Raw genomic sequence first — 26,381 nt, 5'->3', positions numbered from 1 at the left:
TTCTCCGGCGTGGTGTTCAAGGTGCAGGCCAACATGGATCCCTCGCACCGCGACCGCATCGCCTTCGTGCGCATGGCTTCGGGCAAGTACACGCCGGGCATGAAGCTCAAGGTGCAGCGCACCGGCAAGGAGCTGCGTCCGACCTCGGTGGTGACCTTCCTGTCGCAGCGGCGCGAGGCCGTGGACGAGGCCTATGCCGGCGACATCATCGGCTTCACCACCCACGGCGGCGTGCAGCTGGGCGACACCATCACCGACGGCACGGTGAACCTGCAGTACACCGGCCTGCCCTTCTTCGCGCCCGAACTGTTCCAGGTGGTGGTGCTGAAGAATCCGCTGCGCACCAAGCAGCTGCAGCAGGGCCTGGCACAGCTGGGCGAGGAAGGCGCGATCCAGGTCTTCCGGCCGCAGATCGGCGGGCCGATGCTGCTCGGCGCGGTCGGCCAGCTGCAGTTCGAGGTGGTGCAGCACCGGCTGGGCACCGAATACGACTGCGACGTGCGGCTGGAAAGCTGCCCCTACACCGGCGCACGCTGGATCACCGCCGACACGCCGGCCGAGCTCAAGGCCTTTACCGATGCTTACCCGCAGCGGCTGGCGCTGGACGCGGCCGACGCGCTCGCCTTCCTCTGCACCTCGCCCTACGACGTGCGCCTGGCGCAGGAGCGCTTCCCGAAGATCCACTTCCACCTGCTGCGCGAGCATGCGGGCTTGGCTTTACAGAAGGCGGACTGAGCGCGCAACACACGGCGTCGCCGCGGCATGGCAATAATCGACCTCCGATCGCCAGCCGAATCCACCATGAACAAGCTGCACCTGTCCCGTGCGTTGCGCATCCTGTCGGCCTCCGCGCTGCTGCTGCTGGCCGCCTGCGGGGGCGGCGGCGACGACGACGACGGCGGCACGCCGGCCACCAACGGCCCGATCCGGCCGACCACCACGCTCGGCTCCTCCTTCCAGTACGAGGGCATCTGCGACCTGGAGACGCAGAAGAAGTTCACGCGCTCCTACCTCGACGAGGTGTACTTCTGGTACGACGAGATCGTCGACGTCGATCCGGCCCGCTTCAACAACATCCCGGACTACTTCGAGGCGCTGCTGGTGCGCACGCCGGACGCCAACGGCGTGCCCAAGGACCGCTTCAGCGCCGTGCTGCCCGAAGGCCTGGTGCGCCAGCCGGCGCCGGCTTCGGCGGCGCTGCTCTCGCTCGACCCCGGCCTGCTCGCCGACCACACGACTTTCGTCCCGGTGACCAAGGTGGTCACCAGCCCCGGCGGCCGCCGCGCCGGCTACATCCAGTTCAACGACCACGACCTCGGCGCGCAGGACGACCTGATCGCCGCCTTCCGCCAGATCAAGGCGGCCGGCGTGCAGGACCTGGTGCTGGACCTGCGCTTCAACTCCGGCGGCTTCCTCTACATCGCCGACACCGCCGCGTCGATGATCACGGGCCCCTCCGCGGAGGGCAAGGTGTTCGAGCGGCTGCAGTTCAACGACAAGCGCCCGCAGGAGACGGCCGACAGCACCTTCCGCTTCTCCAGCCGGGTGCAGGTGGCGGACGTCACCGAGCAAGGCGTCAACCAGAATCGCGTCGGCACGCTGCTGCCGCAGCTGGACCTGCCGCGCGTGTTCATCCTCACCTCCGGCCGCACCTGCTCCGCGAGCGAGTCCATCATCAACAGCCTGCGCGGCATCGACGTGCAGGTGATCCGCATCGGCGACACCACCTGCGGCAAGCCCTACGGCTTCCGGCAGAAGAACAACTGCGGGCTGGCCTTCTTCCCGATCGAGTTCAAGGGCACGAACGCCAAGGGCTTCGGCGACTACACCACCGGCATCCAGCCCACCTGCCAGGTGCAGGACAACCCCAACGTCGCCGCCGACGACCCGGCCGACCCGCTGCTCTCCGGCGCACTGACCTTCATGGACACGGGCGCCTGCCCCGCCGGCACCGCCACCGGCATCACGGTGCAGCAGGGCGCCCGCCCTCGCCTCAACCCCGCCGCGCAGCCGACGCGGCCTTCCTGGGCCGGCCGCCTGTTGCTGCCGTCGCAGCAGCGTTGACGGCGCGGCCGTCCATGCAGCCCCTGGGCGCGTGGCCCGCGGCCGCGCGCCGCGGGCTGGTCGGGCTGCTGACCGACATCGACGACACGCTCACCACCGAGGGCGCGATCACGCCCGATGCGCTCGAAGCCCTGCACGCGCTCGCCGCGCGCGGCGTGCACGTGATCGCGATCACGGGGCGGCCGGTCGGCTGGAGCGAGCCCTTCGCGCTGGCCTGGCCGCTGGCGGCCATCGTGGCCGAGAACGGCTCGGTGGCGCTCACGCGCGACGGGCGCGGCGGCCTGCACAAGCTGTACGTGCAGGAGGAGGCCGTGCGGCGTGCCAACTTCGAACGCATGCAGCAGGTGGCGCAGCGCATCGTGCGCGAGGTGCCGGGCGCCATGCTGTCACGTGACAGCGGCGGGCGCGAGACGGACATCGCCATCGACCACAGCGAGTTCACGCATTTGCCGCCGGAGCGCATCGCCCAAGTGGTGGCGATCATGCGCGCCGAAGGCATGAATGCGACCGTCAGCTCGATCCACGTCAACGGCTGGTATGGCGGCCACCACAAGCTCTCCGGCGCACGCTGGGCGGTGCGCGAGCTGCTGGGGCGCGAGCTCGATGCGGAGTTGCAGCGCTGGGTGTACGTCGGCGATTCGACCAACGACGTGCTGATGTTCGAGCACTTCCCGCACAGCGTGGGCGTGGCGAACATCCGCCGCTTCGAAGCGGAACTCGCCTTCAAGCCGGCCTACGTGACGCAAGGCGAGCGCGGCGCCGGCTTCGCCGAGGTGGCGCGGGCGATCCTGGAAGCCTGACTTGCTTCCTCGCCCTCTGGGGGAGGAACAGCCTTCAGGCCACGATGGGTTGCAACGGAGCGTGCGCAGCGCCCACGCGGCGCGCATGGCGCTCGCGGCACGCACCCGCATACGCCTCCATGATCCGCCCATACGCCGGATGCCAGCGCCAGCCCCACTCCGGGTGGAACTGGAAGCCCCAGGCGAACACGCGCGGGTCGTGCCAGCGGAAGGCCTCGACCAGGCCGTCGTCGGCATGGGCCTCGGCCACCAACCCTTCGCCCAGCACCTTCACCCCTTGCGAGTGCAGCGAACTCACCGGGAAGCGGCCCATGCGCGTCATGCGCTCCAGCGCGCCGCCGGGGCGGCAGGTGACGAAGTGGCGCTCCACGTACTGCTCGTCGATCGTCTCGTCCGGCTCCTCCCAGTGCTGCAGCGCGCCGGGCAGGTCGCGCAGCCACTGGTGCAGGCTGCCGCCCAGGGCCACGTTGATGTCCTGCGAGCCGTGGCAGAAGCCGATCACCGGCACACGGCGCGCAATGGCCAGCCGGATCAGCGCATGCGCCAGGGCATCGCGCTCGGTGTCGATCTCGAACTCACCCCGCAGCGGGCGCTCGCCGAACCTGCGCGGATCGACGTTGGTGTCGGAGCCGCCCAGCAGGATGCCGTCCACCGTCGCCAGCGCACCCTCGAGGCGCTCCAGCGGCAGGCGCGGATAGCACAGCGGCTGCAGGCCCAGGTTCAGCAGCGTGCGCTGGCCCGCCTCGTCGACCAGGGTGTAGAGCTGCTGGTGCCCCGAAGGCCCGGTGAGGAGCCGGTGGCTGGCGACGACCCACACCACCGGCGCGCCCAGCTGCGCCATCAGGCTCCCTCCCGCTGCTGCAGGTGCTCGCGGCACGCCGCGGCGAAGGCGCGCAGCGTGCGCTCGTAGAAGGGGTGCCGGTCGTGGTGCCACTCGGGGTGCCACTGCACGCCGTAGGCGAAGGACGGCGCGCCTTCGACGCGCACGCCCTCGACCAGGCCGTCCGGCGCATGGGCCTCGGCCACCAAGCCCTCGCCCAGGCGCTTGATGCCCTGCCCGTGCAGCGAGTTCACCTGGGCGCGGGTGCCGCCGGCCCATTCGGCGAACGCGCTGCCGGCCGCCAGCAGCACGTCGTGCCGGGGCGCGAACTGCACCTCCAGCGGCTCGCCCTCCGGCTCGCGGTGGTCCATCATGCCGGGCTGGTCGTGCAGCGCCTGGTAGAGGCTGCCGCCCAGCGCCACGTTCATCTCCTGCAGACCGCGGCAGACGCCGAACAGCGGCACGCCGCGCTCCAGCGAGGCGCGCACGAGGCGCATGGTGAGCTTGTCGCGGCGCGGGTCCAGCAGGTCGGTGGCGAGCGCGGTGGCGCCGAAATGGCTGGCTTCCACGTTGGAGGGCGAGCCGGTCAGCAGCACGCCGTCCACCACCGGCAGCAGGCAGGGCACGTCCTCCACTTCCGCCATCGGGAACAGCACTGGCTGCAGGCCGAGCGCCGTCACCGCCAGCGCGTAGCGGTCGGCCAGCACGCTGTAGCCGCCGGGATCGTTCAGGTCCAGGTGGCGGTGGCAGGCGGGCAGCCAGATCAGGGGGCGGTGTCGGGTCGTGGCCATGGCAGGAGGCAAGGTATCGCCTCCCGGCCATGGTGCCAAGACCCGGCAGTGGCGGCGCGGCGCGCCGCCGACAAGCTGCGTCGGACGGAGCCGACGCAGGGCCGGCTTACTGGCCGCGGCCGAGGCCGAGCTTCTCGATCAGCTGCTTCTCGCGCGCGAAGGTCTCCTGCGCGAAGCGCGTGTACTGCGCCGAATCCATGTAGATCGGCAGCATGTCGTAGCGCGCCAGCGCCTGCACGTAGCTGGGATCCTCCATCGCCTTCTTGAAGGCGTCGTGCAGCTTCTTCACCACCTCGGGCGGCGTGCCGCGCGGCGCGCCGATGCCGAAGGGCGAGTTCTGCACGATGTCCAGGCCCAGCTCCTTCAGCGTGGGCGCGTCGGGGAACTTGTCGAGGCGCTTCTCGCCCCAGGTGTTCAGCACGCGCAGCTTGCCGGCCTGCACCAGCGGCGCGAAGCCGGTGGAATCGGCCGCGGCCATGATGTGGCCGCCCGTGATGGCCTGCGCCAGCTCGGAGCTGCCCTTGTAGGGCACGTGATTGAGCTGGATCCCGAGCTTCTGCGCGATCAGCTCGGTGGTGAGGTGCGGACTGGTCAGCGTGCCGGTGGAGCCGTAGCTCAGCTTGCCCGGGTTCGCCTTGGCGTACGCGACGAAGTCGTTCCAGTTCTTGATCGGGCTGTCGGCCGGCACCACGATGCCGAAGGCATAGCCGGTCACGTTGATGACGTAGCTGATGTCCTTGACCGGGTCCCACGTGATCTTGGTGGTGTAGGGCAGGCGGAACACGCCCAGCGGAATCTGCCCCAGGGAGTAGCCGTCGGCGGGCGAGCTTTGCAGCAGCTGCGCGGGCAGCGTGCCGCCGGCGCCGGGCTTGTTCTCCACGATCACCGGCTGGCCCAGCACCTTGCCCGCGTTCTCGGCGAGCTGGCGCATGGTGATGTCGGTCGGGCCGCCGGCGGGGAAGGCGATGGTCAGCTTGATCGGCCGGACGGGGAAGTTGGCCTGAGCCTGGGCGCCCAGGGTGGCGGCGGCAAGGCTGCAGGCCGCGAGCTGCACGAGGTGGCGACGACGCATGGTGTTGTCTCCTGAAGGTCGCAGGGAGGATTGAAAAGGAACCCCAGCCCGTATTGGAACTCCTGGCGCACCGCCGCCGACGCGCCAGGCAGTAACGTGCGCGACAGTCAGCAGCCCGAGGGCTTGTCTTCGTTGCGCATCGGGATGCTGCCGTCCAGGGTGATCGTCTGCCCCGTGCCCTGCGTCGACGCGAGCACCGCGCCCTGGTAGACGATCGAATTGCTGGCGCGGTCCAGCCGCACGCCATTGTTGCCGTCGACGCGGAACTCGCGCCCTTCGACCACGAAGAAGCTGGCGAACAGGTTGTCGGTGCCGGGCAGGTACTGGATTTCGCCGCTCATGAAGGCATCGGTGGCGGGCTGGCGCAAGCCCTCGAACTGGAAGCGGCAGGTCTCCGGCGTGCTGCCGCGGGCGCGGAAGCGGAACACGTGCGTCAGCCGCGCGTCGTCGCTGGCATAGCGTCCGTCCAGGCGCGCGTCGCTGGCGGCGGAGACGGTGGCAAACGCGGGCCGGCCGCTGCGGAACGGCAGGTCGAAGAAATCGTCGCCGTCGTCGTCGACGAAGCTGAAACTCACGCCGCCACCGCAGGCGGACAACAGGCCGGCGGCGAGCAGCGGCGGCAGGAAGGAGCGGACCCGGAAATTCATCGCGCACCTCGCTGGGTACAACAGGTGAGCCATGCTCGCACGAGCCGTGCGCGCAACGCCAGTGAATTCCTTTGACCGTGCGCAGACGATGCGCTCGCGGCGTCGCGCCGAGGCGACGGCTTTACGTTTCGTTCGTTGACGCTGCGCGCACGCACCCTCGACACTGGATGAGCTCGGGAAAACCCGGGCACCACAAAAATCGTCATCCAAGGGACCTTTTGCAAATGAAACGTATCGCCATCGCGGCCGCTGCCGCTCTGGTCATGGTCGGCGCCGCCCAGGCGCAAACGCGCGCGCCGCTCTACGGCGAGATCGGCTACTCCTTCCTCGAAGTGAAGGACGAGGGCTTCAAGGCCAACCCGCAAGCCATTCGCGGCATCGTCGGCTACGAGTTCCACCCGAACGTGGCGGTGGAAGGCATGCTGATGTTCGGCACGACCGAGGACGGCGAGACCGTGAACGATCCGTTCCTCGGTCCGGTGGACCTGGACGTCAAGGTCCGCAACGCCTTCGGCCTGTTCGTGAAGCCGAAGATGGACTTCGGCAACATCGAAGCGTTCGGCCGCCTGGGCTGGGCCCGCACGAAGCTGCGTGCCACCGCCAGCGTTCCCGGCGCCAGCGCCAGCGGCTCCGACAGCGATTCCAGCCTCGCCTTCGGCGTGGGCGCCAATTACCGCTTCAACCCGCGCATGAGCGTCGGCCTGGACTGGATGCGCTACAACAAGGATGGCAGCACCAAGGTCCAGGGCTGGACCGTCAACTTCGGCTACCGCTTCTGATCCGGAGCGTTCTCCAAGGCTGAAGGCCCGCCCCTGGCGGGCCTTCTGGTTTGCGCGCGCAGTTTCAGGTGCGCGCCAGCACCGGCGCCAGCACCTTGCCCGTGTGCGTGCCCTGCGCCACCACTTCCTCCGGCGGCGCCGCGGCCACGACCTTGCCGCCGGCGGAGCCGCCGTCGGGGCCGAGGTCGATGATCCAGTCGGCTTCGGCGATCACGTCGAGGTCGTGCTCGATCACGACCACGCTGTGGCCGCCGTCCACCAGCCGGTGCAGCACGCGAATGAGCTTCTCCACGTCGGCCATGTGCAGGCCCACCGTCGGTTCGTCCAGCACGTAGAGCGTGTGCGGCGCCTTCTGGCCGCGCCGCGTCACGTCGTCGCGCACCTTGGAGAGCTCCGTCACCAGCTTGATGCGCTGCGCCTCGCCGCCGGAGAGCGTCGGCGAAGGCTGGCCCAGCGTGAGGTAGCCGAGTCCCACGTCGCGCAGCAGCTGCAGCGGATGGCTGATATTGGGCATGGAAGCGAAGAACTCCACCGCCTCGTCCACCTCCATCCGCAGCACGTCGCCGATGTTCTTGCCGCGCCAGCTGACGGCCAGCGTCTCCGGGTTGAAGCGGGCGCCGTGGCAGGCCTCGCAAGGCACCTTCACGTCCGGCAGGAAGCTCATGGCGATGGTGCGCACGCCCTGGCCTTCGCACAGCGGGCAGCGGCCCTCGCCGGTGTTGAAGGAGAAGCGGCCGGGCCCGTAGCCGCGGGCGCGCGCCTCCAGCGTGTCGGCGAACAGCCTGCGGATCGTGTCCCAGAAGCCGATGTAGGTGGCGGGGCAGGAGCGCGGCGTCTTGCCGATCGGCGTCTGGTCCACTTCCAGCACGCGGTCGATGGCCTGGTAGCCGTCGAGCGACTGGCAGCCGACCCACTTCGGGCGCTTGCCGGCGTGGTCGGCGTCGCGGCCCGCCTTGGTGGAGCGCTGCTGCACCGCCGTCTGCACGTTGTGCAGCAGCACGTCGCGCGCGAGCGTGGACTTGCCGGAGCCGGAGACGCCGGTGACGACCACCAGGCGCTTGAGGGGCACGTCCACATCGACGTCGGCGAGGTTGTGGAGGTCGGCGCCGCGCAGCTTGAGATATTGCGTTGCGCCGGGAGCGCCTCCACCCCCGCCCTCCCCCAGGGGGGGAGGGAGTACGGAGGCCATTTGCGCGAGCAGGGAGCGGGGCTTTTTGCCCTTGATCCTGGCAGCGGGCGTTTCGGCGACGGGGATCGCGCCGGACGTGTCCTCCCCGTTCACCAGGCGGCGCGGCTTCAGCGGGTGCTTCATCGCGTGCAGCAGGTAGCGGCCGGTGAGCGAGTCGGGCGACTGCGTCACTTCCTCCGCCGTGCCCTGCGCGATCACGCGGCCGCCGCGCTTGCCGGCGCTGGGGCCGATGTCGATGATGTGGTCGGCACGGCGGATCGTGTCCTCGTCGTGCTCCACCACCACCAGGGTGTTGCCCTTGTCGCCCAGCTTGTGCAGGGCGTCGAGCAGGATCTGGTTGTCGCGCGCATGCAGGCCGATGGTGGGCTCGTCCAGCACGTAGCACACGCCCTGCAGGTTGGAGCCGAGCTGCGCCGCCAGCCGGATGCGCTGCGCCTCGCCGCCCGAGAGCGTGGGCGCGCCGCGGTCCAGCGTGAGATAGCCGAGGCCGACTTCCTCCAGGAATTCCAGCCGCGAGCGGATCTCCGGGATCAGGTCGCGCGCGATGCCCTGCTCGCGCACGCTCAGCGCGCCGCGCTGCTGCAGGCCCTCGATCCACTGGCGCACCTCGCGCACCGAGAGCGCCGCGATGTCGGAGATCGCGGTCCGGTCGAAGCGCACGGCGCGCGCCTGCGCGTTGAGGCGCGTGCCCTGGCAGGTGGGGCAGGCTTCGTCGGAGACGTCCTCCACCTCGGTTTCGGCAAAGGTCTGTTCGCGGCCCTTGTCGCCTTCGGCGGTGAGCAGCGTGTCGTCGAAGGCCTTGCGCTGCTCGCGCGTGAGCCGCACGCCGGTGCCGACGCAGTCGGGGCACCAGCCGTGCTTGCTGTTGTAGGAGAACAGGCGCGGGTCCAGCTCCGGGTAGCTGGTGTTGCAGACCGGGCAGGCGCGCAACGTGGAGAACACTTCCACGCTGCCGATGCCCTCGTGCTTCGCCTGGCCCTGGCTGAAGGCGGTGCGCAGGCCGTCCAGCGGGGCCAGCAGGTGGACCACGCCCTTGCCGTGCTCCAGTGCCAGGGTGAGCTTCTCGCGCAGCAGGCCTTCGTTGGCGGGCGTCACGTCGAAGTCGCACACCGGCAGTTCGATGGTGTGCTCCTTGAAGCGGTCGATGCGCGGGAAGCCGGTGGTGGGCAGGAAGTTGCCGTCCACGCGCAGGTGCGTGTAGCCGCGCGGCCGGGCCCAGTCGGCGAGTTCCGTGTAGACGCCCTTGCGGTTCACCACCAGCGGTGCCAGCAGGCCCACGTGCTGGCCGCGGTAGCGCTTCATGATCTGGGCCACGATGCTGTCCGGGGTCTGCGGGCGGACCTCGGCGCCGTCGTGCACGCAGTGCTGCACGCCCAGCTTCACGTACAGCAGGCGCAGGAAGTGCCACACCTCGGTGGTCGTGCCGACCGTGGACTTGCGGCCGCCGCGCGAGAGGCGCTGCTCGATCGCCACCGTCGGCGGGATGCCGTACACCGCATCCACCTCGGGCCGGCCCGCCGGCTGCACGATGGAGCGCGCGTACGCGTTGAGCGATTCGAGGTAGCGCCGCTGGCCCTCGTTGAACAGGATGTCGAAGGCTAGCGTGGACTTGCCCGATCCCGACACGCCGGTGATCACGCTGAACTTGTTGTGCGGGATGTCGACGGAAAGGTTCTTGAGGTTGTGCTCTTTGGCGTTGACGATCTGGATCGCCGAGCCTGCGAACCCAGCGCGGTTGCCACGCTGGCCGTTCACTCCCTCTCCCGCTTGCGGGAGAGGGTCGGGGTGAGGGCTTGCGCCGTCCACCCTCACCCCAGCCCTCTCCCGCAAGCGGGAGAGGGAGGAAGGCAGGGGCTCGGAGACCATTCCCAAGGTCCCGTCATACTCGCGCAGCGCCTTCGCCGTGTGCGACGTCGGATGCAGCTTCACTTCCTCCGGCGGGCCTTCGGCCACCAGCAGGCCGCCCTGGTCGCCGCCTTCCGGCCCCAGGTCCACCAGCCAGTCCGCGGCGCGGATCACGTCGAGGTTGTGCTCGATCACGATCAGCGAGTTGCCGCCTTCCAGCAGCTTGCGCAGCGCGCGCATCAGCTTGGCGATGTCGTCGAAGTGCAGGCCCGTGGTGGGCTCGTCGAACAGGAACAGCGTGCCCTTGCGCGCCACGCCCTGGCGCGAGTTCGTCGACGAGCGCGCGGCCTCGGCCAGGAAGCCGGCCAGCTTGAGCCGCTGCGACTCGCCGCCCGAGAGCGTCGGCACCGGCTGCCCCAGCTTCACGTATTCGAGGCCGACGTCGACGATCGGCTGCAGCGCCCGGATCACGTCGCGGTCCCGCGCGAACAGCGCGGCGGCCTCGCTCACCGTGAGCTCCAGCACGTCGGCCACGTTCAGCACGCGCGGCTCCTGCTCGCCCGCCGCGTGCCGCTCGATCGTCACCTCCAGGATCTCCGGCCGGTAGCGCCGGCCATCGCAATCGGGGCAGCGCAGGTAGACGTCGGACAGGAACTGCATCTCGACGTGCTCGTAGCCCGAGCCGCCGCAGGTGGGGCAGCGCCCGTCGCCCGAGTTGAAGCTGAACTTCGCCGCCGTGTAGCCGCGCTGCTTCGCCAGCGGCGAGGTGGCGAAGATCTCGCGCAGCGAATCCCAGGCGCCGACGTAGCTGACGGGATTGGAGCGCGCCGTCTTGCCGATCGGCGACTGGTCCACGAACACCACGTCGCCGAGGTGGTCGGCACCGAGCACGCGGTCGTGCAGGCCGGGCGTTTCGGTCGCGCGGCCGAAGTGGCGCAGCAGCGCCGGCGCCAGGATGTCCTGCACCAGGCTCGACTTGCCCGAGCCCGACACGCCCGTCACCACCACCAGCCGCTGCAGCGGGAACTCCACCGCCAGGTTCTGCAGGTTGTGCTCGCGCGCGCCTTCCAGCACCAGCCGCGGCGTGGCATCGGTGACGGCGCGCTTGAGCCCCATGCCCACGTGCTTGCGCGCGCCGAGATAGGCGCCGGTGAGCGTGTCGGCCTTGCGCAGTTCCGGCACGGTGCCGTCGAACACGATCTGGCCGCCGCGCTCGCCCGGGCCCGGGCCCATGTCGATGATGCGGTCGGCCGCCACCATCACGGCCGGATCGTGCTCCACCACCACCAGCGTGTTGCCGGCGTCGCGCAGCCGCTGCATCGCCTGCGTGATGCGGCCCATGTCGCGCGGATGCAGGCCGATGCTGGGCTCGTCCAGCACGAACAGGGTGTTGACCAGCGAGGTGCCGAGCGCCGTGGTCAGGTTGATGCGCTGCACCTCGCCGCCCGAGAGCGTGCGGCTCTGGCGGTCCAGCGTGAGGTAGCCGATGCCGACGTCGACCAGGTAGCGCAGCCGGGTGTTGATCTCCTCGAACAGCAGCTTGAGTGCCTGCAGTTCGCCGGTGCCGGCATGCGCCTCGGCCTCGGGCTCGACGCGGTCGAAGAAGCGCCGCAGGCGGTCGATCGGCATCAGCATCAGGTCGTGCAGCGTGAGGCCGGGCAAGGCTTCGAGCTGCGCGCGCGTCCAGTCGACGCCCACGGGCAGGAAGCGGCGCGCGGGCTCCAGCACCGCATCCGCGTCCTCCTTGCTGCCCAGGCGCCACAGCAGCGACTCGGTCTTCAGCCGCGCGCCGCCGCACACCTCGCACGGCGTGTAGCTGCGGTACTTGGACAGCAGCACGCGGATGTGCATCTTGTACGACTTGCTCTCGAGGTACTCGAAGAAGCGCTTGACGCCGTACCACTGCTTGTTCCAGTTGCCCTCGCGGTAGTTGGGCGCGCCCTGGATCACCCACTGCTTCTGCTCCGGCGTGAGCTTGTACCAGGGGGTGTCGCGCGGGATGCCGGCCGACTCGGCGTGCCGCATCAGGTCGTCCTGGCACTCGGACCAGGCCGGGGTCTGGAAGGTCTTGACGGCGCCGGCGCGCAGCGTGAGCTTGTCGTTCGGGATCACCAGCCCGTAGTCGACGCCGATCACCCGGCCGAAGCCGCGGCAGGTCTCGCACGCGCCCACCGGCGAGTTGAACGAGAACATCGACGGCACCGGGTCGGTGTAGCGGATGTCGGAGTCGGGGCAGTGCAGGCCGGTGGAGAACTTCCAGACCTGAAGACCCTCACCCCCACCCTCTCCCGCAAGCGGGAGAGGGAGTCCTTCCGGCTGTTGCTCCCTCTCCCCCTGGGAGAGGGTTGGGGTGAGGGCAGCATACACCGCGAGCCGCCCCGCGCCCCGCTTCAGCGCCACCTCGATCGCCTCGATCGCGCGCGCCTTCTCCACGCCCTGGATGCGGAAGCGGTCCGCCACCACGTCGAGCACCTTGCGCGGGCCCGTGGGCGTGGCCACCTCGCGCTCCGCCTGCACCCGCGTGAAGCCGCTGGCGGCGAGCCACTGCTCCACTTCCTCCGGCGTCGTGCCGCCGGGGAGTTCGACCGGGAAGGTGACGACCAGCCGCGGATCGCCTTCCTTCGTGCGCGCCATCAGCTGTTCGTAGATCGTCTCGGGCGTGTCGTGCCGCACCTGCAGCGCCGTCTTGCGGTCGAACAGCTGCGCGGCGCGCGCGAACAGCAGCTTCAGGTGGTCGTTCAGCTCCGTCATCGTGCCGACCGTGGAGCGCGAGGAGCGCACCGGGTTGGTCTGGTCGATCGCGATCGCCGGCGGCACGCCCTCCACCCGGTCCACCGCGGGCTTGTCCATGCGCTCCAGGAACTGTCGCGCATAGGCGGAGAAGGTTTCGACGTAGCGGCGCTGCCCCTCGGCATAGAGGGTGTCGAACACGAGGCTGGACTTGCCGGAGCCGCTGGGACCGGTGACGACGGTCAGTTCGCCGGTGCGGAGGTCGAGGTCGAGGTTCTTGAGGTTGTGCTGTCTGGCGCCGCGGATGCGGATCGATCCCTGGGACATGGAGGCTCTTCTGCGAACAAGGCGGAAGATTGTAGGGACGCACTACGGCCGAGGAGCGACTGGGGTTTCTGTCCTCTCCTACGGGTCGCAACAACAAAGTCTTACAGACCAGCTAAGCCTTAGTGACTATCTTCCGCGCTTCCCCTACTCCTCCCTTGCGGCCATGGACCCGTGGAAGCAGTGGCTCCCGAGCTGCCCGCCCGACTGGCGCCTGCGGCCGCCCGAGGCGGCCGTGGAAGCCGTGCGCCACCAGCTGCTGGCCGTGCTGGAGGACTGCCACGGCACCGAGTGCGACCGCCTGCGCTGGCGGCTCCACACCGCGGAGCGGCCGCAGGAGCTCTGGCTGCTGCGCGACCAGATCTTCCAGGTGGTGGCGGCCCAGCACTGCCTGGAGCTCGCGCACGAGCGCATCGACGGCCTGCTGACCGCCTTCCGCTCGGTCCTGCCCGCGGCCATGGCCCGCCGCGTGTAGTTCCTTTGATCTGGTTCAGATCCTTCCCCCCGGGCGCGTTTTACGCTTGGTCACATTCCGGTGCGACAGGCGCTGGGGGAGACACAAGTGAAGCGCTTGATCGTGGCGGTGCTGGCCGCACTCGCGCCCGCATGGGCGATGTCGCAGATCCTCATCGGCCAGACGGCCGGATTCAGCGGCGTTTCGGCCGCGGGCGTCAAGGAGATCACCGAGGGAGCCAGGCTCTGGATCGACGCCGTCAACGCCAGGGGCGGCGTGCACGGGCAGAAGATCGAGCTGATCTCGCTCGATGACCGCTTCGACCCCGGCGTGGCCGCGGCGAATGCCAAGGAGCTGGTCGAGCAGAAGAACGTGCTCGCGCTGTTCCTGAACCGCGGCACGCCGCACAGCGAGGCGATCCTGCCCTTGCTGGAGCTGCACGGCGTGCCGCTGGTCGCGCCCTCCACCGGCGCCATGGTGCTGCACCAGCCGGTGAGGAAGTACGTGTTCAACGTGCGCGCGCCCTACCAGCGCGAAGCCGAGAAGGCCGTCACGCACCTGCGGGGGCTGGGCATCACGCGCATCGCCGTCGTGTATGCGGACGATTCCTACGGCCTCGACGGCCTCGAGGGCGCGAGCAAGGGCTTCTACCGCGCGGGTTTCGCGCCGGCGGTGGCGGTCAAGGCCGACCGCTTGCGCCCCGACTGCAAGGCGATCGTGGAATCGCTGGAGAAGGCCGGCGCGCAGGCCGTGGTGTGGATCGCTTCCGGCACCGCCATCGTCGAAGGCATCAGGACGCTGCGCGCCGTCCTGCCGGGATTGCCGGTGGTGACCCTGTCGAACAATGCCTCGGCCGGCTTCGTCAAGGGCCTGGGCCAGGCCGGCCCCGGCGTGATGGTCACGCAGGTGTTCCCGTCCGAGCGGGCCATGGGCTATGCCATCGTGCGGGAGGCGGCCGCGCTGGCGAAGGAGAAGAAGATCGAGCTGAGCCCCTCCAACCTGGAAGGCTTTGCCGCCGCCAAGGTGCTGGTCGAAGGGCTGCGCCGCGCCGGGCCCGGCCCCACGCGCGCGAAGCTGCAGGCAGCGTTGGAAAGCCTTCAGAAGTTCGACCTCGGCGGGCTGGAGATCAGCTACGGCCCGGACGACCACACCGGCATCGAGTTCTCGGACCTGTCCATCATCGGCTCCGACGGCAAGTTCCGGCGCTAGCGGGCACCTCAATCGAGGGCGTAGATGTCGACGTCCTTGGTCTCGCGCAGGAACAGCACGCCGATCGCGCAGCTCGCCGCCGCGATCGCCACCGGATACCACAGGCCGTTGTACATGTTGCCGGTCTGGGCCACGATCGCGAACGCCGTGGTGGGCAGCAGGCCGCCGAACCAGCCGTTGCCGATGTGGTACGGCAGGCTCATGGAGGTGTAGCGGATCCGCGTGGGAAACAGCTCCACCAGCATCGCCGCGATGGGCCCGTACACCATGGTCACCAGGATCACCAGGTACACCAGCAGCGCGATCGTGAGCGGCAGGTTCATCTTCGCCGGATCGGCCCGGGCCGGATAGCCCGCCGCCTTCAGCGCCGCCTCGACTTCGTCCTTGAAGGCGGCGATCCTGCGCGTGCTGGTTTCGTCGAAGCGGCCGCGCGCCACCGTCGCGGCCGGCGCGACGATCGCGTGGCCGCCGATGGTCACCAGGGCAGGCCGGCCCGGCTCGCCCGGTTCGTTGTCGTAGCTGACGGAGTTCTGCGCCAGGAAGCGCTTGGCGATGTCGCAGGAGCTGGCGAAGTCGATCTCGCGCGCGATCGGGCTGCCCTGGAAGGAGCACTGCGTCGCATCGGCATGCACGGTCACCTTCGCATGGGCCTGCGCGGCGGCCAGGCGGGGATTGGCGGCCCGCGTCAGCGCGCCGAACACGGGGAAGTAGCTCAGCGCCGCCAGCAGGCAGCCGGCCAGGATGATCGGCTTGCGCCCGATGCGGTCCGACAGGGCGCCGAACACCAGGAAGAAGGGCGTGCCGATCACCAGCGCCGCCGCCATCATCAGGCTGGCCGTGGCGCTGTCCACCTGCAGCGACTGGGTGAGGAAGAACAGCGCGTAGAACTGGCCCGAGTACCACACCACCGCCTGGCCGGCCGTGAGGCCGAACAGCGCCAGCAGCACCACCCGCAGGTTGCGCCACTGGCCGAAGGATTCCTTCACCGGGGTGCGCGAACTGCGCCCCTGCGCCTTCATGCGCCGGAACGCGGGCGACTCGTGCATCGACAGCCGGATCCAGACCGACACGGCCAGCAGCAGCACGGAGACGAGGAAGGGCACCCGCCAGCCCCAGTCGGCGAAGACGGCCTCCCCCAGCAGCGTGCGCGTGCCGAGGATCACCACCAGCGACAGCAGCAGGCCCAGCGTGGCCGTGGTCTGGATCCACGCCGTGTAGGCGCCGCGCCGGCCGTGCGGCGCGTGCTCCGCGACATAGGTGGCGGCCCCGCCGTATTCGCCGCCCAGCGCCAGGCCCTGCACCAGCCGCAGCGCCACCAGCATCAGCGGTGCGGCGATGCCCACCGCGTCGTACGAGGGCAGCAGGCCCACGATGAAGGTCGACAGGCCCATCACCAGGATGGTGACCAGGAAGGTGTACTTGCGGCCGATCATGTCGCCCAGGCGGCCGAACACCACGCCGCCGAAGGGCCGCACCAGGAAGCCGGCCGCGAAGGCCAGCAGCGCGAAGACGAAGGCCGCGCCCGGATCGAGCCCGGAGAAGAACTGCTTGGCGACGATGGTGGCCAGCGAGCCGTACAGGTAGAAGTCGTACCACTCGAACACGGTGCCGAGCGAGGAGGCGAAGATCACCTTCTTCTCCTGCGCGGTCATCGGGCGGTCGGCTGCGGCGGGCGGCACGGCGGCCATCGGGGCTCTCCAGTTCTGGGTAATGCCAGCGCATTGTTCGCGCGCGCTCTGACCCTGCTCTGACGCGAAACTGATGCGGGTCTGACCGATTAGGGTCAAACCCGCAGCGCGGCTTTCATCATGCGGTGTGGGTCAGGCCTTGCCGGTGCGCGTCTGGCCCGCGGGCAGCGCTGCCGCCTGCTCCCATGCGCCGCTGGCGAACCAGGGGTTGCCATCGAGGTACTCGCGCAGCATCGGCAGCGCGTCGAAACCCCAGAACAGCCGCCCGTCCACGTCGAAGGTCGGCACGCCGAACAGGCCGCGCGCAATGGCCACCTCGGTGTTCGCCTTCAGCTCCGCCTTCACCGCGTCGCCGGCCGGGTCGCGCTGCGGCTGCAGCAGCGCGCGCAGCTCCGCCAGGCGCTGCGCGTCGGCCGCGTCGGCGCCGCCGCGCCAGACGTGCCGGAACACGGTTTCGGCGATGAGGCGGTTCACCAGCCCGTCGTCGCCGCAGGCGAGCGCGAGCCGCAGCAGGCCCAGGGGATTGAAGGGATGGGCGGCCGGCAACTGCATCGGAATGCCGTGCGCGTGCGCCAGCCACAGCACCTGGCGGTAGGTCCAGTCGCGCTTGGGTGCGATCTCCGCCGGGCCGAGCTGGCCGTGGTGCTTCAGCATCCCCGCGAACAGCACCGGCCGGTAGTCGACGCGGTAGCTCAGGCCCTTGAGCGCCTCGGGCAGCTTCTCGAAGGCGAGGTAGGCGTAGGGCGAGATGAAGTCGAAATGGAAGGTGATGTGCTTCATGGATCGGCGTGGGCGCGTTGCAGCAGGCGGTTCCAGATGGCGAGCTTCTCTTCCTCGGAGGCGCTGCTCCAGCGCGCGATCTCGTCGAGCGAGCGATAGCAGCCTTCGCACAGACCCGTGGCCGCGTCCACGCGGCAGACCGAGATGCAGGGCGAAGGCACGAAATCGGCGAGCGCGATACCGGCGGCCTTTTCCAGCAGGAGCTGCTTCGTCTCCGAACTCATCCCGCCGGCGCCTGCACCACGTCCGCCACCGGGGCGCCGGTGAGCTTCTCCAGGTCCTGCGGGCGCAGCTTGAAGACGCCGTGCGGATGGCCGGCGGCGGCCCAGATCTCCTCGAAGCGGAACAGCTCGCGGTCGATCAGCGTCACCGGCGGGCGCGCATGGGCGATGGGCGACACGCCGCCGATCGAGAAGCCGGTGCTGGCCTTGACGAACTCCGCGTCGGCGCGCCCGGTCTTGCCGACGATGGCATCGACCTTCTTCTCGTCGACGCGGCGGTCGCCGGAGGCGATCACCAGCACCGCGGCGTCATCGGCCTTGCGGCGGAAGATGATGCTCTTGGCGATCTGGCCCACATGGATGCCCAGCGCATCGGCGGCCTGCTGCGCCGTGCGCGCGGCGTCGTCCAGCATCACGGGCCCATGGGGATGGCCGGCGTCGCGCAAGGCCCGGGCCACGCGCTGCACGCCTTCGGGCAGGGATTGGAGTTCCGCTCCGCACATCGTCACTGCACCCTCTTGTTCAGGATCGCCGTCGCCGCCCGCGAGTTCGGCTTGCGGCCCAGGAAGTCGCTGATGAACTTGCCGGCGTCGACCAGCTTGTCGAGGTCGATGCCGGTCTCGATGCCGAGGCCGTTCAGCATGAACACGAGGTCCTCCGTGGCCACGTTGCCGGTCGCACCCTTGGCGTAGGGACAGCCGCCCAGGCCCGCGACGGAGGCGTCGAACTGCCAGATGCCCATCTCGAGGCAGGCCAGCGTGTTGGCCAGCGCCTGGCCGTAGGTGTCGTGGAAATGGCCGGAGACGTCGTCGAGCGCGAAGTGCTTCAGCGCCGCCTCCATCGCCCGCTGCACCTTGCGCGGCGTGCCGACGCCGATGGTGTCGGCCACGCCGAGGTGGTGCACGCCGATCTCCTTCATGCGGCGGGCGAAGAACTCGACCCGCTCGGGCGCGATCTCGCCTTCGTAGGGGCAGCCGACGGCCGTCGACATCGCGGCGCGCACGTGGATGCCCTTCGCGCGCGCGGCTTCCACCACGGGCGCGAAGCGCTCGATGCTCTCGGCGATCGAGCAGTTGATGTTGCGCTGGCTGAAGGCCTCGCTGGCGGCGCCGAAGATCACGATCTCGTCGGGCCGGCCCTCGAGCGCGGCCTCGAAGCCCTTCATGTTGGGCGTCAGCACCGAGTAGCGCACGCCCGGCTTGCGCGTGATGCCCGCCATCACGTCGGCGGCGTCGGCCATCTGCGGCACCCACTTGGGCGACACGTAGCTGGTCACCTCGATCTCGCGCAGGCCGGCGTCCTGCAGCCGGTGCACCAGCGCGATCTTGACCGCGGCGGGCACCGGCTCCTTCTCGTTCTGCAGCCCGTCGCGCGGGCCCACGTCGACGAGCTTCACCTTGGCTGGAAGTTGCATGGCCTCAGTATCCTCTGGACAAATCGACCACGCCGGCGACGGGTTCTCCCCGATCGAAGGCGCGGACCTTGCGCGCGATCTGCGCGATGCTCTCGTCGCGCAGCGTGCGCGCCGAGGTGTGCGGCGTCACCGTGATCTTCGGGTGGCGCCAGAACGGGTGCGCAGGCGGCAGCGGCTCGGTGCGGAACACGTCCAGCGCCGCCCCGGCCAGGTGGCCGCCGTCGACGAGCGCCAGCAGGTCCTCGTCGACCAGGTGCGCGCCGCGCGCCACGTTGATCACGTAGCCGCCGGGCAGCAGCCGGCCCAGCGTGGCGCGGTTCATGATGTTCTCGGTCTCCGGCGTCAGCGGCAGCAGGTTCACCAGCACGCGCGTGCCGGCCAGGAACGCGTCGAACTGCGCCGGGCCGGCGAAGCACTGCACGCCCTCGATGGCCCTGGCCGTGCGGCTCCAGCCGCGCACCGGGAATTCGAATGCGGCCACCGCCTGCGCGACGCGCTGCCCCAGCACGCCGAGGCCCATCACGCCGACCGGGAACTCCGCGCGGGAGCGCGGCCGGCGGAAGCTCCAGCGGCCTTGCGCGGCGTCCTGCTCGTAGCCGTCGAGCTCGCGGAAGTGCCGGATGAGGGCGTGGCAGACGAACTCCGCCATCTGCACCGACATGCCGGCGTCGTCGAGGCGCACCAGCGCGGCCTCGGGCGGCAGGCGCAGCTGCAGCAGCGCATCGACGCCGGCGCCCATGTTGAAGATGCCCTTGAGCCGCGGCTGCTCGTCGAAGAGCTGCTGGGGCGGCGCCCACACGACGGCATGGTCGGCCGGCGGCGCGCCGGCTTGCCACTCTTCCACCACGGCGCCCGGCAGGGCGGCCTCCAGACCCGCGACCCAAGGCGCGGCTTTCATCCCGGTACAGCAGACGACGATACGCATGCTCCCTATTGTGCGGGACGTCCCCGTTGACGCCGGCGCGGGGCCGGTGCCAAGCTCCGGCGCCCCCCACGTCGTCCCCGCGCAGGCGGGGACCAGAGAAAAGGAGAAACCATGATCCCGCGATCCCTCCTGCGCTCGGCCTGCCTGGGCGCCGCGCTCTTCGCCGCCGCGTTCCAGGGCCTGGCCGCCGACTTCCCGGCGCCGAAACAGGGCACCTGGGTGGTGAAGGACTTCCGCTTCCACAACGGCGAGGTGCTGCCGGAGCTGAAGATCCACTACCAAACCGTGGGCGATCCGTCCGGTGAGCCGGTGCTGGTGCTGCACGGAACGACCGGCTCTTCCAACAGCATGCTCACGCCGGCCTTCGGCGGCGAGCTGTACGGGCCGGGCCAGCCGCTCGATGCCCGCAAGTACTTCATCATCCTGCCCGACGCGATCGGCACCGGCGGCTCCAGCAAGCCCTCCGACGGGCTGCGCATGAAGTTCCCGAAGTACAACTACGACGACATGGTCGACGCGCAGTACCGGCTGTTGCGCGAGCACCTGCGCATCCCGCACCTGCGGCTTGTGATCGGGAATTCCATGGGCGGCATGCAGACCTGGATGTGGGCGCAGAAGTATCCCGGCATGATGGACATCGCGGTGCCCATGGCCTCGCTGCCGACGCCGATGTCGGGCCGCAACTGGACGCTGCGCCGGCTGCTGACGGAATCGATCCGGCGCGACCCGGCGTGGAACAACGGCAACTACACCTCGCAGCCGCCGGGCTTCCAGCTCGCCTCGATCTTCTTCGCCACCGCCACCAACGGCGGCAACTACACGTACATGAAGTCCGGGCCCAACCGCGAGAAGGCCGACGAGGCGCTGGAGACGCGGCTGAAGAACTTCCGCGGCGACGCCAACGACCACCTGCTGCAGTGGGAATCCTCGGCCGACTACAACCCGTCGACAGGCCTGGAGAAGATCACGGCGACGCTGGTGGCGATCAATTCGGCCGACGACGAGCGCAACCCGGTGGAACTGGGCATCCTCGAGCGCGAGCTGAAGCGGGTGAAGAACGGCCGCGCGTACGTCATTCCGGCGAGCGAGCAGACGCTGGGGCATGGGACGACGGGGCAGGCGAGGTTCTGGAAGCAGGAGCTGGAGAAGGTGCTGCAGTCGGCGCCGCGGCTTTCTTCGCCGCAGTAAGCGCCTTTGTGGATCGCTGGGCTTCGGCGAGCCGAGGCGGGTCGCCTCGGTTCGCGCTCAGCGCCAGCCTACGAAAACCGGCCTCGCGCCCACCACGCGGGCTGTTCGGAGGCTCCGCGCGGAGCGCTCTTCGTAGGCTGGTGCTGACGCGCGAAGCGCAGGAAGCCCAGCGCTTCGGAGCCCACTCAAACCGCCAGCTTCAACAACTCCGCCCCCTCCCGCACCTGGTCCCCCGGCGCGTACAGCAACTCCGCCACCACGCCGTCGCTCGGCGCCGCGATGGTGTGCTCCATCTTCATCGCCTCCAGCACCGCCAGCGGCTGGCCCTTGCGCACCTGCTCGCCCGGCTGCACGGCGAACGAGATCACCTTGCCGGGCATCGGCGCCGTCAGGCGCCCGCCTTCGGACGCATCGTCGCCCGCATGGGCCAGCAGGTCCACCGAGACGATCTGCGCCGCACCCGCTTCCGTGAACACGTGGTCGGTCTCGCCCTGCGTGTAGACGGCAGCCCGCATGCGGCGCTCGCCGTACTGCAATTCGATCGCACCGCCCGTGGCGCGGAAGGCCAGCGGCTCGGCCGCCCCGCCCGCGATGGCCAGCCGCAGCGCGCCGTCGTGCAGCGTGGTCAGGATCGCCTTCTGCTGCCCGCCGCCGAACTCGAAGGTGAAGCGCCGCGTCGCCACGCCATGCGAGCGCCAGCCGTCGCGCCGGCTGAAGGGATCGTCGCCGGCCAACTGCTGCTCGTCGAGCAGCGTGCGCGCCACGGCGGCGGCGGCCGCCAGTTCGAGCCCCACCGGCTGCTGCTGGAACAGCACCGCGGCCTCGCGCTGGATCAGTGCCGTGTCCAGGTCGGCCTGCGCGAAGGAGCGGCTGCCCACCACGTAGCGCAGGAACTGCACGTTGGTGCTCAGGCCCACGATGTGGGTTTCGGCCAGCGCCTCGTCCAGCCGCGCCAGCGCCTCCTCGCGGGTGTCGCCGTGCACGATCAGCTTGGCGATCATCGAGTCGTAGAACGGCGAGATCGCATCGCCCTCGCGCACGCCGTCGTCGATGCGCACCGGCGCCCGCTCGAAGGCCGCGGCCTGCGGCTTGCGGTAGACGTGCAGCGTGCCGGTGGCCGGCAGGAAGTTGTTGTCCGGGTTCTCGGCGCAGATGCGGGCCTCGATCGCATGGCCCTGGATGCGCAGCTGCTCCTGCTTCAGGGGCAGCGGCTCGCCCGCGGCCACGCGCAGCTGCCACTCCACCAGGTCCAGCCCGGTGATCGCCTCCGTCACGGGATGCTCCACCTGCAGGCGCGTGTTCATCTCCATGAAGAAAAAATCCATGGCCCCCACGCTCCCGGCTGTCGCTCGTCCGCTGCCCCCCGAGGGGGCTGTTCCACCTTCGGGCGGCCGGGCGGTGGAACTCATCTCCCCCTGGCGTTGCTCCACGATGAATTCCACCGTGCCGGCGCCGACGTATTTCACCGCCCGCGCCGCCGCCACGGCGGCCTCGCCCATGCGGCGCCGCATGGTCTCGGTCATGCCCGGCGCCGGCGCTTCCTCCAGCACTTTCTGGTGGCGCCGCTGCACCGAGCAGTCGCGCTCGAACAGGTAGACGTAGTTGCCGTGGGTGTCGCCGAACACCTGGATCTCGATGTGGCGCGGCCGGGTGACGTACTTCTCCACCAGGACGGCCTCGTCGCCGAAGCTGTTGCGCGCTTCGCGCTGGCAGGAGGCGAGCGCGGCGGCGAAGTCCTCCGCCTTCTCCACGGCGCGCATGCCCTTGCCGCCGCCGCCGGCGCTGGCCTTGATCAGCACCGGATAGCCGATGCGGTCGGCCTCGCGCTGCAGCAGCGCCGGGTCCTGGTCGGCCCCGTGGTAGCCGGGCACCAGCGGCACGCCGGCCCGCTCCATCAGCTGCTTGGATTCGGCCTTCAGGCCCATGGCCTGGATCGCCGAGGCGGGCGGGCCGATGAAGACCAGGCCCGCTTCGGCGCAGGCGGCGGCGAAGCCTTCGTTCTCGCTCAGGAAGCCGTAGCCGGGATGGATGGCCTGCGCGCCCGTGGCCTTGGCGGCTTCGATGATGCGCTCCCAGCGCAGGTAACTGTCCTTGGGCGCGCTGCCGCCGATGTGCACCGCCTCGTCGCAGGCCTGCACGTGCTTGGCGTCCGCATCCGCGTCCGAGTACACCGCCACCGTGCGGATCGCCATCCGGCGCGCCGTCGCGGCTACCCTGCACGCAATCTCTCCACGATTCGCAATCAGGATCTTCTTGAACATCAACCCAGCTCCCGCGGCAACGGCCGCCCCCTGAAGAATTCCCTCACCCCGCGCAGCACCGTGCGCAGGAACTTGACCAGCACGACCAGCAGGATCGCGGCCAGCACCAGGCTGATCAGCAGCACGATCGCGAACACGACCGGGTGCGTGGCCGACAGCCACAGCATGAACACCACCAGCCCGTCCTCGGCCAGCGAGACGGCCATGTTGGAGAAGGGCTCGGGCGAGGTGTTCACGGCCGCCCGCGTGGTCATCTTGGTGGCGTGGCTGGTCGCCGCCAGGCTGCCGCCCGCGAGCGCGGCGATCCACGTCATCGCCTGGTTGTCCGCCCCCAGCGCACCGGCCGCCAGCGCGGCGCCGGCCGGGATGCGGATCACCGTATGCACCGCATCCCACATCGAATCGACGAAGGGGATCTTGTCGGCGAAGAACTCGGCGAACAGCATGAAGCCGCTCGCGATCAGCACGCCGGGATGCTGCAGCACGTGCAGCCCGGGCGGCAGCTCGATCCATCCCATCCAGCCCGCCAGCCCGGTGAGGAACACCGCGGCATAGAGCCGGAAGCCGCTGGCCCAGCCCAATGCCGCGGCCAGCGCCAGCAGCTGCGGCGTGTCCGGCACTGCGTGGCCGAGCCAGTCCAGGTTCACGGCAGCAGCCAGTTCGGCTTGCGCTTGCCGAGGAAGGACTGCACGCCTTCGCGTCCTTCGTCGCTGGCGCGGATGTCGGCGATGCCTTCCACCGTGCGCCGCACCAGGCCCGCCGTGATGTCGTGGCCGGCCACGTCGTGCAGCAGCTTCTTGCAGGCCTTCACCGCTTCGGGGCCGGCCTGCACCAGCGCGTTGGCGATCTCGGCCACCCGCGCGTCCAGCGCATCCGCCGCCACCACCTCGTGCACGAAGCCGATGCGGTGCGCTTCCGCGGCGCCGAAGCGCTCCGCCGTCAGGAAGTAGCGGTGCGCCGCGCGCGCACCCATGGCGCGGATCACGTAGGGGCTGATGGTGGCGGGGATCAGCCCGAGCTTCACTTCGCTCAGGCAGAAGTTGGCCGTGTCGGCCGCCACCGCCATGTCGCAGACGGCGACCAGGCCGGTGCCGCCCGCGTACGCGTCGCCGTGCACGCGCGCGATCGTGGGCTTGGGGCAGCGCCAGATCACTTCCAGCATGCGGGCCATCGCCGAGGCGTCCTCGAGGTTGTCCTCGCGCGTGTAGGTCGCCATGCGCTTCATCCAGTTCAGGTCCGCGCCGGCGCAGAAAGCCGGCCCGTTGCCGGCCAGCACCACGCAGCGCACCTCGTCGCGCTTGGCGATCTCGACGAACACCGCCGTCAGTTCGGCGATCACTTCGTCGTTGAAGGCGTTGCGCACCTCGGGCCGGTCGAGGGTGACGGTGGAAATGCCGCGTTCGTAAGTCAGTTGCAGGTGGTTCATGGCGAATCCTTCCGGTTCAGCAATCGGGGCACCTCAGTGTTCCCACGTGCGCAGGCCCCGCAGCCGGGCGAAGGCATCGAAGTCCCGGTCACGATGGAGCAGCGCGTAACCGTTCTCGATGCAGAACGCCGCGATCAGGACGTCGACGGCGTTCCGCACGGTCACGCCCGCAGCCCGCAGGCTGCGGTAATGCTGTGCGGCCTCGATGGCGATAGCCGTGCCGCCCGCCGTTTCCACGTCGAGCATCTGCATCAGCTCCCGGGCCTGCCGGAGTTCACGCTCGTGCCGGAAGCCGCGCAGGACCTCGTACAGCACGAGGTCCGGGACGACGATGCGAACTTCACCGTCCCGCAGCAGGCGCTCCAGCGTGTCCGTCGCCGCGCCGGGACTGTCGTTGAAGAAATCGATCCACACGCCGGAGTCAACGACGACCACGGCGGGCGCTCCTTGCCGGCTCCTCGGTCTCCACGCGGGTCACGGCAGGCGAGGTCCAGTCGATGTCCTCGTCTCCCTCCCACTTGAGCCTGCCGCGCCACTTCAGGATTTCGCGGTAGGCCGCTTGCCGCGCGAGCAGCCGCAGACCTGCCTCGACCGCCTCCTTCTTGGTCTGGAACGGCCCGGCCTTCATCGCCTCGGCCATCAGCCCATCGTCGATATCGATGTTGGTGCGCATGATGTGTACGGAAATCTGGTTTCATACACATTCTATGCCTCACATCCGGAACACGCCGAAGTTCGGCTCGCCGATCGGGGCATTCAGGGCGGCCGAGAGGCCCAGCGCCAGCACGCGGCGGGTGTCGGCCGGGTCGATCACGCCGTCGTCCCACAGGCGCGCGCTGGCGAAGTAGGGGTGCGACTGGCGGTTGAACTGGTCGAGGATGGGCTGGCGGAAGGCCGCTTCCTCCTCGGCGCTCCAGCTGCCGCCGCGCGACTCGATGCCGTCGCGCCGCACGGTGGCCAGCACGCTGGCGGCCTGCTCCGCGCCCATCACGCAGGTGCGCGCGGTCGGCCAGGTCCACAGGAAGCGCGGCGAATAGGCGCGGCCGCACATGCCGTAGTTGCCCGCGCCGTAGCTGCCGCCGATGATCACCGTGAACTTGGGCACGTTGGCCGTGGCCACCGCCGTGACCATCTTGGCGCCGTGGCGGGCGATGCCCTCGTTCTCGTACTTGCGGCCGACCATGAAGCCGGTGATGTTCTGCAGAAACAGGATCGGCGTCTTGCGGTGGCAGCACAGCTCGATGAAGTGGGCGCCCTTCTGGGCCGACTCGGAGAACAGGATGCCGTTGTTGGCCACGATGCCGATCGGCATGCCTTCGATGTGGCCGAAGCCGCACACCAGCGTGGTGCCGAAGCGCGACTTGAATTCGTGGAACTCCGAGCCGTCGACCAGGCGCGCGATGATCTCGCGCACGTCGAAGGGCTTGCGGGTGTCGGTCGGGATGATCCCGCACAGCTCCTTCGCGTCGTAGCGCGGCGGCTCGGGCTGGCGCCTTTGCACCGGCCACTCCTTGGGCCGGTTCAGCGTCGCGACGGCGCGGCGCGCCAATGCGAGCGCGTGCTCGTCGTTCATGGCCAGGTGGTCGGCCACGCCCGAGAGGCGCGTGTGCACATCGCCGCCGCCCAGGTCTTCCGCGCTCACCACTTCGCCGGTGGCGGCCTTCACCAGCGGCGGGCCACCGAGGAAGATGGTGCCCTGCTCCTTGACGATGATGGTCTCGTCGCTCATGGCCGGCACGTAGGCGCCGCCGGCG

Annotated in this window: 24 protein-coding genes; 7 read left to right on the top strand and 17 right to left on the bottom strand. The window is 69.8% G+C overall.

Annotated features, from left to right (window positions below; translation table 11 throughout):
- From VFM98_RS18180 to VFM98_RS18170, 3 genes are all read left to right on the top strand, one after another.
- A partial coding sequence (locus VFM98_RS18180) for an EF-Tu/IF-2/RF-3 family GTPase (protein ID WP_325111310.1) occupies window positions 1-735 on the top strand: 735 nt, incomplete at its 5' end.
- A gap of 66 nt (window positions 736-801) precedes the next feature.
- Entirely contained in the window at window positions 802-2,064 is a 1,263-nt protein-coding gene (locus VFM98_RS18175) for a S41 family peptidase (RefSeq protein ID WP_325111309.1), read from the top strand.
- Window positions 2,065-2,078: 14 nt separating this feature from the next.
- Window positions 2,079-2,864 carry an HAD-IIB family hydrolase gene (locus VFM98_RS18170; RefSeq protein ID WP_325111308.1) on the top strand — a complete coding sequence of 262 codons (786 nt, stop codon included), beginning with the start codon at window positions 2,079-2,081 and terminating at the stop codon, window positions 2,862-2,864.
- Between the two features lie 34 nt (window positions 2,865-2,898).
- Here the strand turns inward: VFM98_RS18170 and VFM98_RS18165 are convergent, their stop codons facing one another.
- From VFM98_RS18165 to VFM98_RS18150, 4 genes are all read right to left on the bottom strand, one after another.
- Window positions 2,899-3,705, bottom strand: a complete 807-nt coding sequence (locus VFM98_RS18165) for a gamma-glutamyl-gamma-aminobutyrate hydrolase family protein (protein WP_325111307.1) — start codon at window positions 3,703-3,705, stop codon at window positions 2,899-2,901.
- Entirely contained in the window at window positions 3,705-4,475 is a 771-nt protein-coding gene (locus VFM98_RS18160) for a gamma-glutamyl-gamma-aminobutyrate hydrolase family protein (protein ID WP_325111306.1), read from the bottom strand. The genes VFM98_RS18165 and VFM98_RS18160 overlap by 1 nt, the downstream gene beginning before the upstream one ends.
- A gap of 106 nt (window positions 4,476-4,581) precedes the next feature.
- Entirely contained in the window at window positions 4,582-5,547 is a 966-nt protein-coding gene (locus VFM98_RS18155) for a tripartite tricarboxylate transporter substrate binding protein (RefSeq protein WP_325111305.1), read from the bottom strand.
- 107 nt (window positions 5,548-5,654) lie between these two features.
- The gene (locus tag VFM98_RS18150) at window positions 5,655-6,194 is read right to left on the bottom strand and encodes a hypothetical protein (protein WP_325111304.1); all 540 of its coding nucleotides are present in this window, start codon (window positions 6,192-6,194) and stop codon (window positions 5,655-5,657) included.
- 224 nt (window positions 6,195-6,418) lie between these two features.
- Here VFM98_RS18150 and VFM98_RS18145 point away from each other — a divergent pair, with 224 nt between their 5' ends.
- Window positions 6,419-6,973 (top strand): porin family protein, encoded by a 555-nt coding sequence (locus VFM98_RS18145; protein WP_325111303.1) that lies wholly within the window; start codon window positions 6,419-6,421, stop codon window positions 6,971-6,973.
- A gap of 64 nt (window positions 6,974-7,037) precedes the next feature.
- Here VFM98_RS18145 and uvrA read toward each other — a convergent pair whose 3' ends face one another.
- The gene (gene uvrA / locus VFM98_RS18140; protein WP_325111302.1) at window positions 7,038-13,064 is read right to left on the bottom strand and encodes an excinuclease ABC subunit UvrA; all 6,027 of its coding nucleotides are present in this window, start codon (window positions 13,062-13,064) and stop codon (window positions 7,038-7,040) included.
- A 163-nt stretch (window positions 13,065-13,227) separates the two neighbouring features.
- Here uvrA and VFM98_RS18135 point away from each other — a divergent pair, with 163 nt between their 5' ends.
- Entirely contained in the window at window positions 13,228-13,536 is a 309-nt protein-coding gene (locus VFM98_RS18135; RefSeq protein WP_325111301.1) for a hypothetical protein, read from the top strand.
- Window positions 13,537-13,674: 138 nt separating this feature from the next.
- Window positions 13,675-14,724: an ABC transporter substrate-binding protein gene (locus VFM98_RS18130; protein ID WP_325111312.1), complete on the top strand. Its 1,050-nt coding sequence runs from the start codon at window positions 13,675-13,677 to the stop codon at window positions 14,722-14,724.
- Between the two features lie 8 nt (window positions 14,725-14,732).
- Here VFM98_RS18130 and VFM98_RS18125 read toward each other — a convergent pair whose 3' ends face one another.
- From VFM98_RS18125 to VFM98_RS18100, 6 genes are all read right to left on the bottom strand, one after another.
- A complete protein-coding gene (locus VFM98_RS18125; RefSeq protein WP_325111300.1) occupies window positions 14,733-16,412 on the bottom strand; it encodes an MFS transporter in 1,680 nt (559 codons plus the stop codon).
- A gap of 132 nt (window positions 16,413-16,544) precedes the next feature.
- Window positions 16,545-17,192, bottom strand: a complete 648-nt coding sequence (locus tag VFM98_RS18120; RefSeq protein WP_325111299.1) for a 2-hydroxychromene-2-carboxylate isomerase — start codon at window positions 17,190-17,192, stop codon at window positions 16,545-16,547.
- Window positions 17,189-17,416 carry a DUF1289 domain-containing protein gene (locus VFM98_RS18115; protein ID WP_325111298.1) on the bottom strand — a complete coding sequence of 76 codons (228 nt, stop codon included), beginning with the start codon at window positions 17,414-17,416 and terminating at the stop codon, window positions 17,189-17,191. Before VFM98_RS18115 ends, VFM98_RS18120 begins: the two co-directional genes overlap by 4 nt.
- Window positions 17,413-17,916 (bottom strand): YbaK/EbsC family protein, encoded by a 504-nt coding sequence (locus tag VFM98_RS18110; RefSeq protein WP_325111311.1) that lies wholly within the window; start codon window positions 17,914-17,916, stop codon window positions 17,413-17,415. The genes VFM98_RS18115 and VFM98_RS18110 overlap by 4 nt, the downstream gene beginning before the upstream one ends.
- A gap of 2 nt (window positions 17,917-17,918) precedes the next feature.
- Entirely contained in the window at window positions 17,919-18,827 is a 909-nt protein-coding gene (locus VFM98_RS18105; RefSeq protein WP_325111297.1) for a hydroxymethylglutaryl-CoA lyase, read from the bottom strand.
- A 4-nt stretch (window positions 18,828-18,831) separates the two neighbouring features.
- Window positions 18,832-19,752 carry a glyoxylate/hydroxypyruvate reductase A gene (locus VFM98_RS18100; RefSeq protein WP_325111296.1) on the bottom strand — a complete coding sequence of 307 codons (921 nt, stop codon included), beginning with the start codon at window positions 19,750-19,752 and terminating at the stop codon, window positions 18,832-18,834.
- A gap of 111 nt (window positions 19,753-19,863) precedes the next feature.
- Here VFM98_RS18100 and VFM98_RS18095 point away from each other — a divergent pair, with 111 nt between their 5' ends.
- Window positions 19,864-20,940 carry an alpha/beta fold hydrolase gene (locus tag VFM98_RS18095; RefSeq protein ID WP_325111295.1) on the top strand — a complete coding sequence of 359 codons (1,077 nt, stop codon included), beginning with the start codon at window positions 19,864-19,866 and terminating at the stop codon, window positions 20,938-20,940.
- A 185-nt stretch (window positions 20,941-21,125) separates the two neighbouring features.
- On the opposite strand, the gene VFM98_RS18090 is transcribed toward VFM98_RS18095, so the two are convergent.
- The 6 genes from VFM98_RS18090 to VFM98_RS18065 all read right to left on the bottom strand — a co-directional run.
- Window positions 21,126-23,201, bottom strand: a complete 2,076-nt coding sequence (locus VFM98_RS18090; RefSeq protein ID WP_325111294.1) for an acetyl/propionyl/methylcrotonyl-CoA carboxylase subunit alpha — start codon at window positions 23,199-23,201, stop codon at window positions 21,126-21,128.
- Complete coding sequence (locus VFM98_RS18085; protein ID WP_325111293.1) at window positions 23,201-23,848, bottom strand: DUF4126 domain-containing protein; 648 nt, start codon at window positions 23,846-23,848, stop codon at window positions 23,201-23,203. The genes VFM98_RS18090 and VFM98_RS18085 overlap by 1 nt, the downstream gene beginning before the upstream one ends.
- Window positions 23,845-24,627, bottom strand: a complete 783-nt coding sequence (locus VFM98_RS18080; protein WP_325111292.1) for an enoyl-CoA hydratase/isomerase family protein — start codon at window positions 24,625-24,627, stop codon at window positions 23,845-23,847. The genes VFM98_RS18085 and VFM98_RS18080 overlap by 4 nt, the downstream gene beginning before the upstream one ends.
- A 33-nt stretch (window positions 24,628-24,660) precedes the next feature.
- Window positions 24,661-25,062 carry a type II toxin-antitoxin system VapC family toxin gene (vapC, locus tag VFM98_RS18075; protein WP_325111291.1) on the bottom strand — a complete coding sequence of 134 codons (402 nt, stop codon included), beginning with the start codon at window positions 25,060-25,062 and terminating at the stop codon, window positions 24,661-24,663.
- The gene (locus VFM98_RS18070) at window positions 25,049-25,300 is read right to left on the bottom strand and encodes a type II toxin-antitoxin system VapB family antitoxin (protein ID WP_325111290.1); all 252 of its coding nucleotides are present in this window, start codon (window positions 25,298-25,300) and stop codon (window positions 25,049-25,051) included. Before VFM98_RS18070 ends, vapC begins: the two co-directional genes overlap by 14 nt.
- A gap of 39 nt (window positions 25,301-25,339) precedes the next feature.
- Window positions 25,340-26,381, bottom strand: a 1,042-nt coding sequence (locus VFM98_RS18065; protein ID WP_325111289.1) for a carboxyl transferase domain-containing protein, incomplete at its 5' end; no start/stop codon positions are given.

Source organism: Ramlibacter sp. (assembly GCF_035706265.1).
In the GTDB taxonomy this organism is placed as follows: Bacteria; Pseudomonadota; Gammaproteobacteria; order Burkholderiales; family Burkholderiaceae_C; genus Ramlibacter.
This window is presented reverse-complemented; position numbering and strand designations above follow the sequence as displayed.

What these genes read in the sequence shown, in the direction of transcription:
- VFM98_RS18175 (WP_325111309.1), top strand. Translation starts at nt 802, where the DNA reads ATGAACAAGCTGCACCTGTCCCGTGCGTTGCGCATCCTGTCGGCCTCC.
- VFM98_RS18170 (WP_325111308.1), top strand. Translation starts at nt 2,079, where the DNA reads ATGCAGCCCCTGGGCGCGTGGCCCGCGGCCGCGCGCCGCGGGCTGGTC.
- VFM98_RS18165 (WP_325111307.1), bottom strand. Translation starts at nt 3,705, where the DNA reads ATGGCGCAGCTGGGCGCGCCGGTGGTGTGGGTCGTCGCCAGCCACCGG.
- VFM98_RS18160 (WP_325111306.1), bottom strand. Translation starts at nt 4,475, where the DNA reads ATGGCCACGACCCGACACCGCCCCCTGATCTGGCTGCCCGCCTGCCAC.
- VFM98_RS18155 (WP_325111305.1), bottom strand. Translation starts at nt 5,547, where the DNA reads ATGCGTCGTCGCCACCTCGTGCAGCTCGCGGCCTGCAGCCTTGCCGCC.
- VFM98_RS18150 (WP_325111304.1), bottom strand. Translation starts at nt 6,194, where the DNA reads ATGAATTTCCGGGTCCGCTCCTTCCTGCCGCCGCTGCTCGCCGCCGGC.
- VFM98_RS18145 (WP_325111303.1), top strand. Translation starts at nt 6,419, where the DNA reads ATGAAACGTATCGCCATCGCGGCCGCTGCCGCTCTGGTCATGGTCGGC.
- uvrA (WP_325111302.1), bottom strand. Translation starts at nt 13,064, where the DNA reads ATGTCCCAGGGATCGATCCGCATCCGCGGCGCCAGACAGCACAACCTC.
- VFM98_RS18135 (WP_325111301.1), top strand. Translation starts at nt 13,228, where the DNA reads ATGGACCCGTGGAAGCAGTGGCTCCCGAGCTGCCCGCCCGACTGGCGC.
- VFM98_RS18130 (WP_325111312.1), top strand. Translation starts at nt 13,675, where the DNA reads ATGTCGCAGATCCTCATCGGCCAGACGGCCGGATTCAGCGGCGTTTCG.
- VFM98_RS18125 (WP_325111300.1), bottom strand. Translation starts at nt 16,412, where the DNA reads ATGGCCGCCGTGCCGCCCGCCGCAGCCGACCGCCCGATGACCGCGCAG.
- VFM98_RS18120 (WP_325111299.1), bottom strand. Translation starts at nt 17,192, where the DNA reads ATGAAGCACATCACCTTCCATTTCGACTTCATCTCGCCCTACGCCTAC.
- VFM98_RS18115 (WP_325111298.1), bottom strand. Translation starts at nt 17,416, where the DNA reads ATGAGTTCGGAGACGAAGCAGCTCCTGCTGGAAAAGGCCGCCGGTATC.
- VFM98_RS18110 (WP_325111311.1), bottom strand. Translation starts at nt 17,916, where the DNA reads ATGTGCGGAGCGGAACTCCAATCCCTGCCCGAAGGCGTGCAGCGCGTG.
- VFM98_RS18105 (WP_325111297.1), bottom strand. Translation starts at nt 18,827, where the DNA reads ATGCAACTTCCAGCCAAGGTGAAGCTCGTCGACGTGGGCCCGCGCGAC.
- VFM98_RS18100 (WP_325111296.1), bottom strand. Translation starts at nt 19,752, where the DNA reads ATGCGTATCGTCGTCTGCTGTACCGGGATGAAAGCCGCGCCTTGGGTC.
- VFM98_RS18095 (WP_325111295.1), top strand. Translation starts at nt 19,864, where the DNA reads ATGATCCCGCGATCCCTCCTGCGCTCGGCCTGCCTGGGCGCCGCGCTC.
- VFM98_RS18090 (WP_325111294.1), bottom strand. Translation starts at nt 23,201, where the DNA reads ATGTTCAAGAAGATCCTGATTGCGAATCGTGGAGAGATTGCGTGCAGG.
- VFM98_RS18080 (WP_325111292.1), bottom strand. Translation starts at nt 24,627, where the DNA reads ATGAACCACCTGCAACTGACTTACGAACGCGGCATTTCCACCGTCACC.
- VFM98_RS18070 (WP_325111290.1), bottom strand. Translation starts at nt 25,300, where the DNA reads ATGCGCACCAACATCGATATCGACGATGGGCTGATGGCCGAGGCGATG.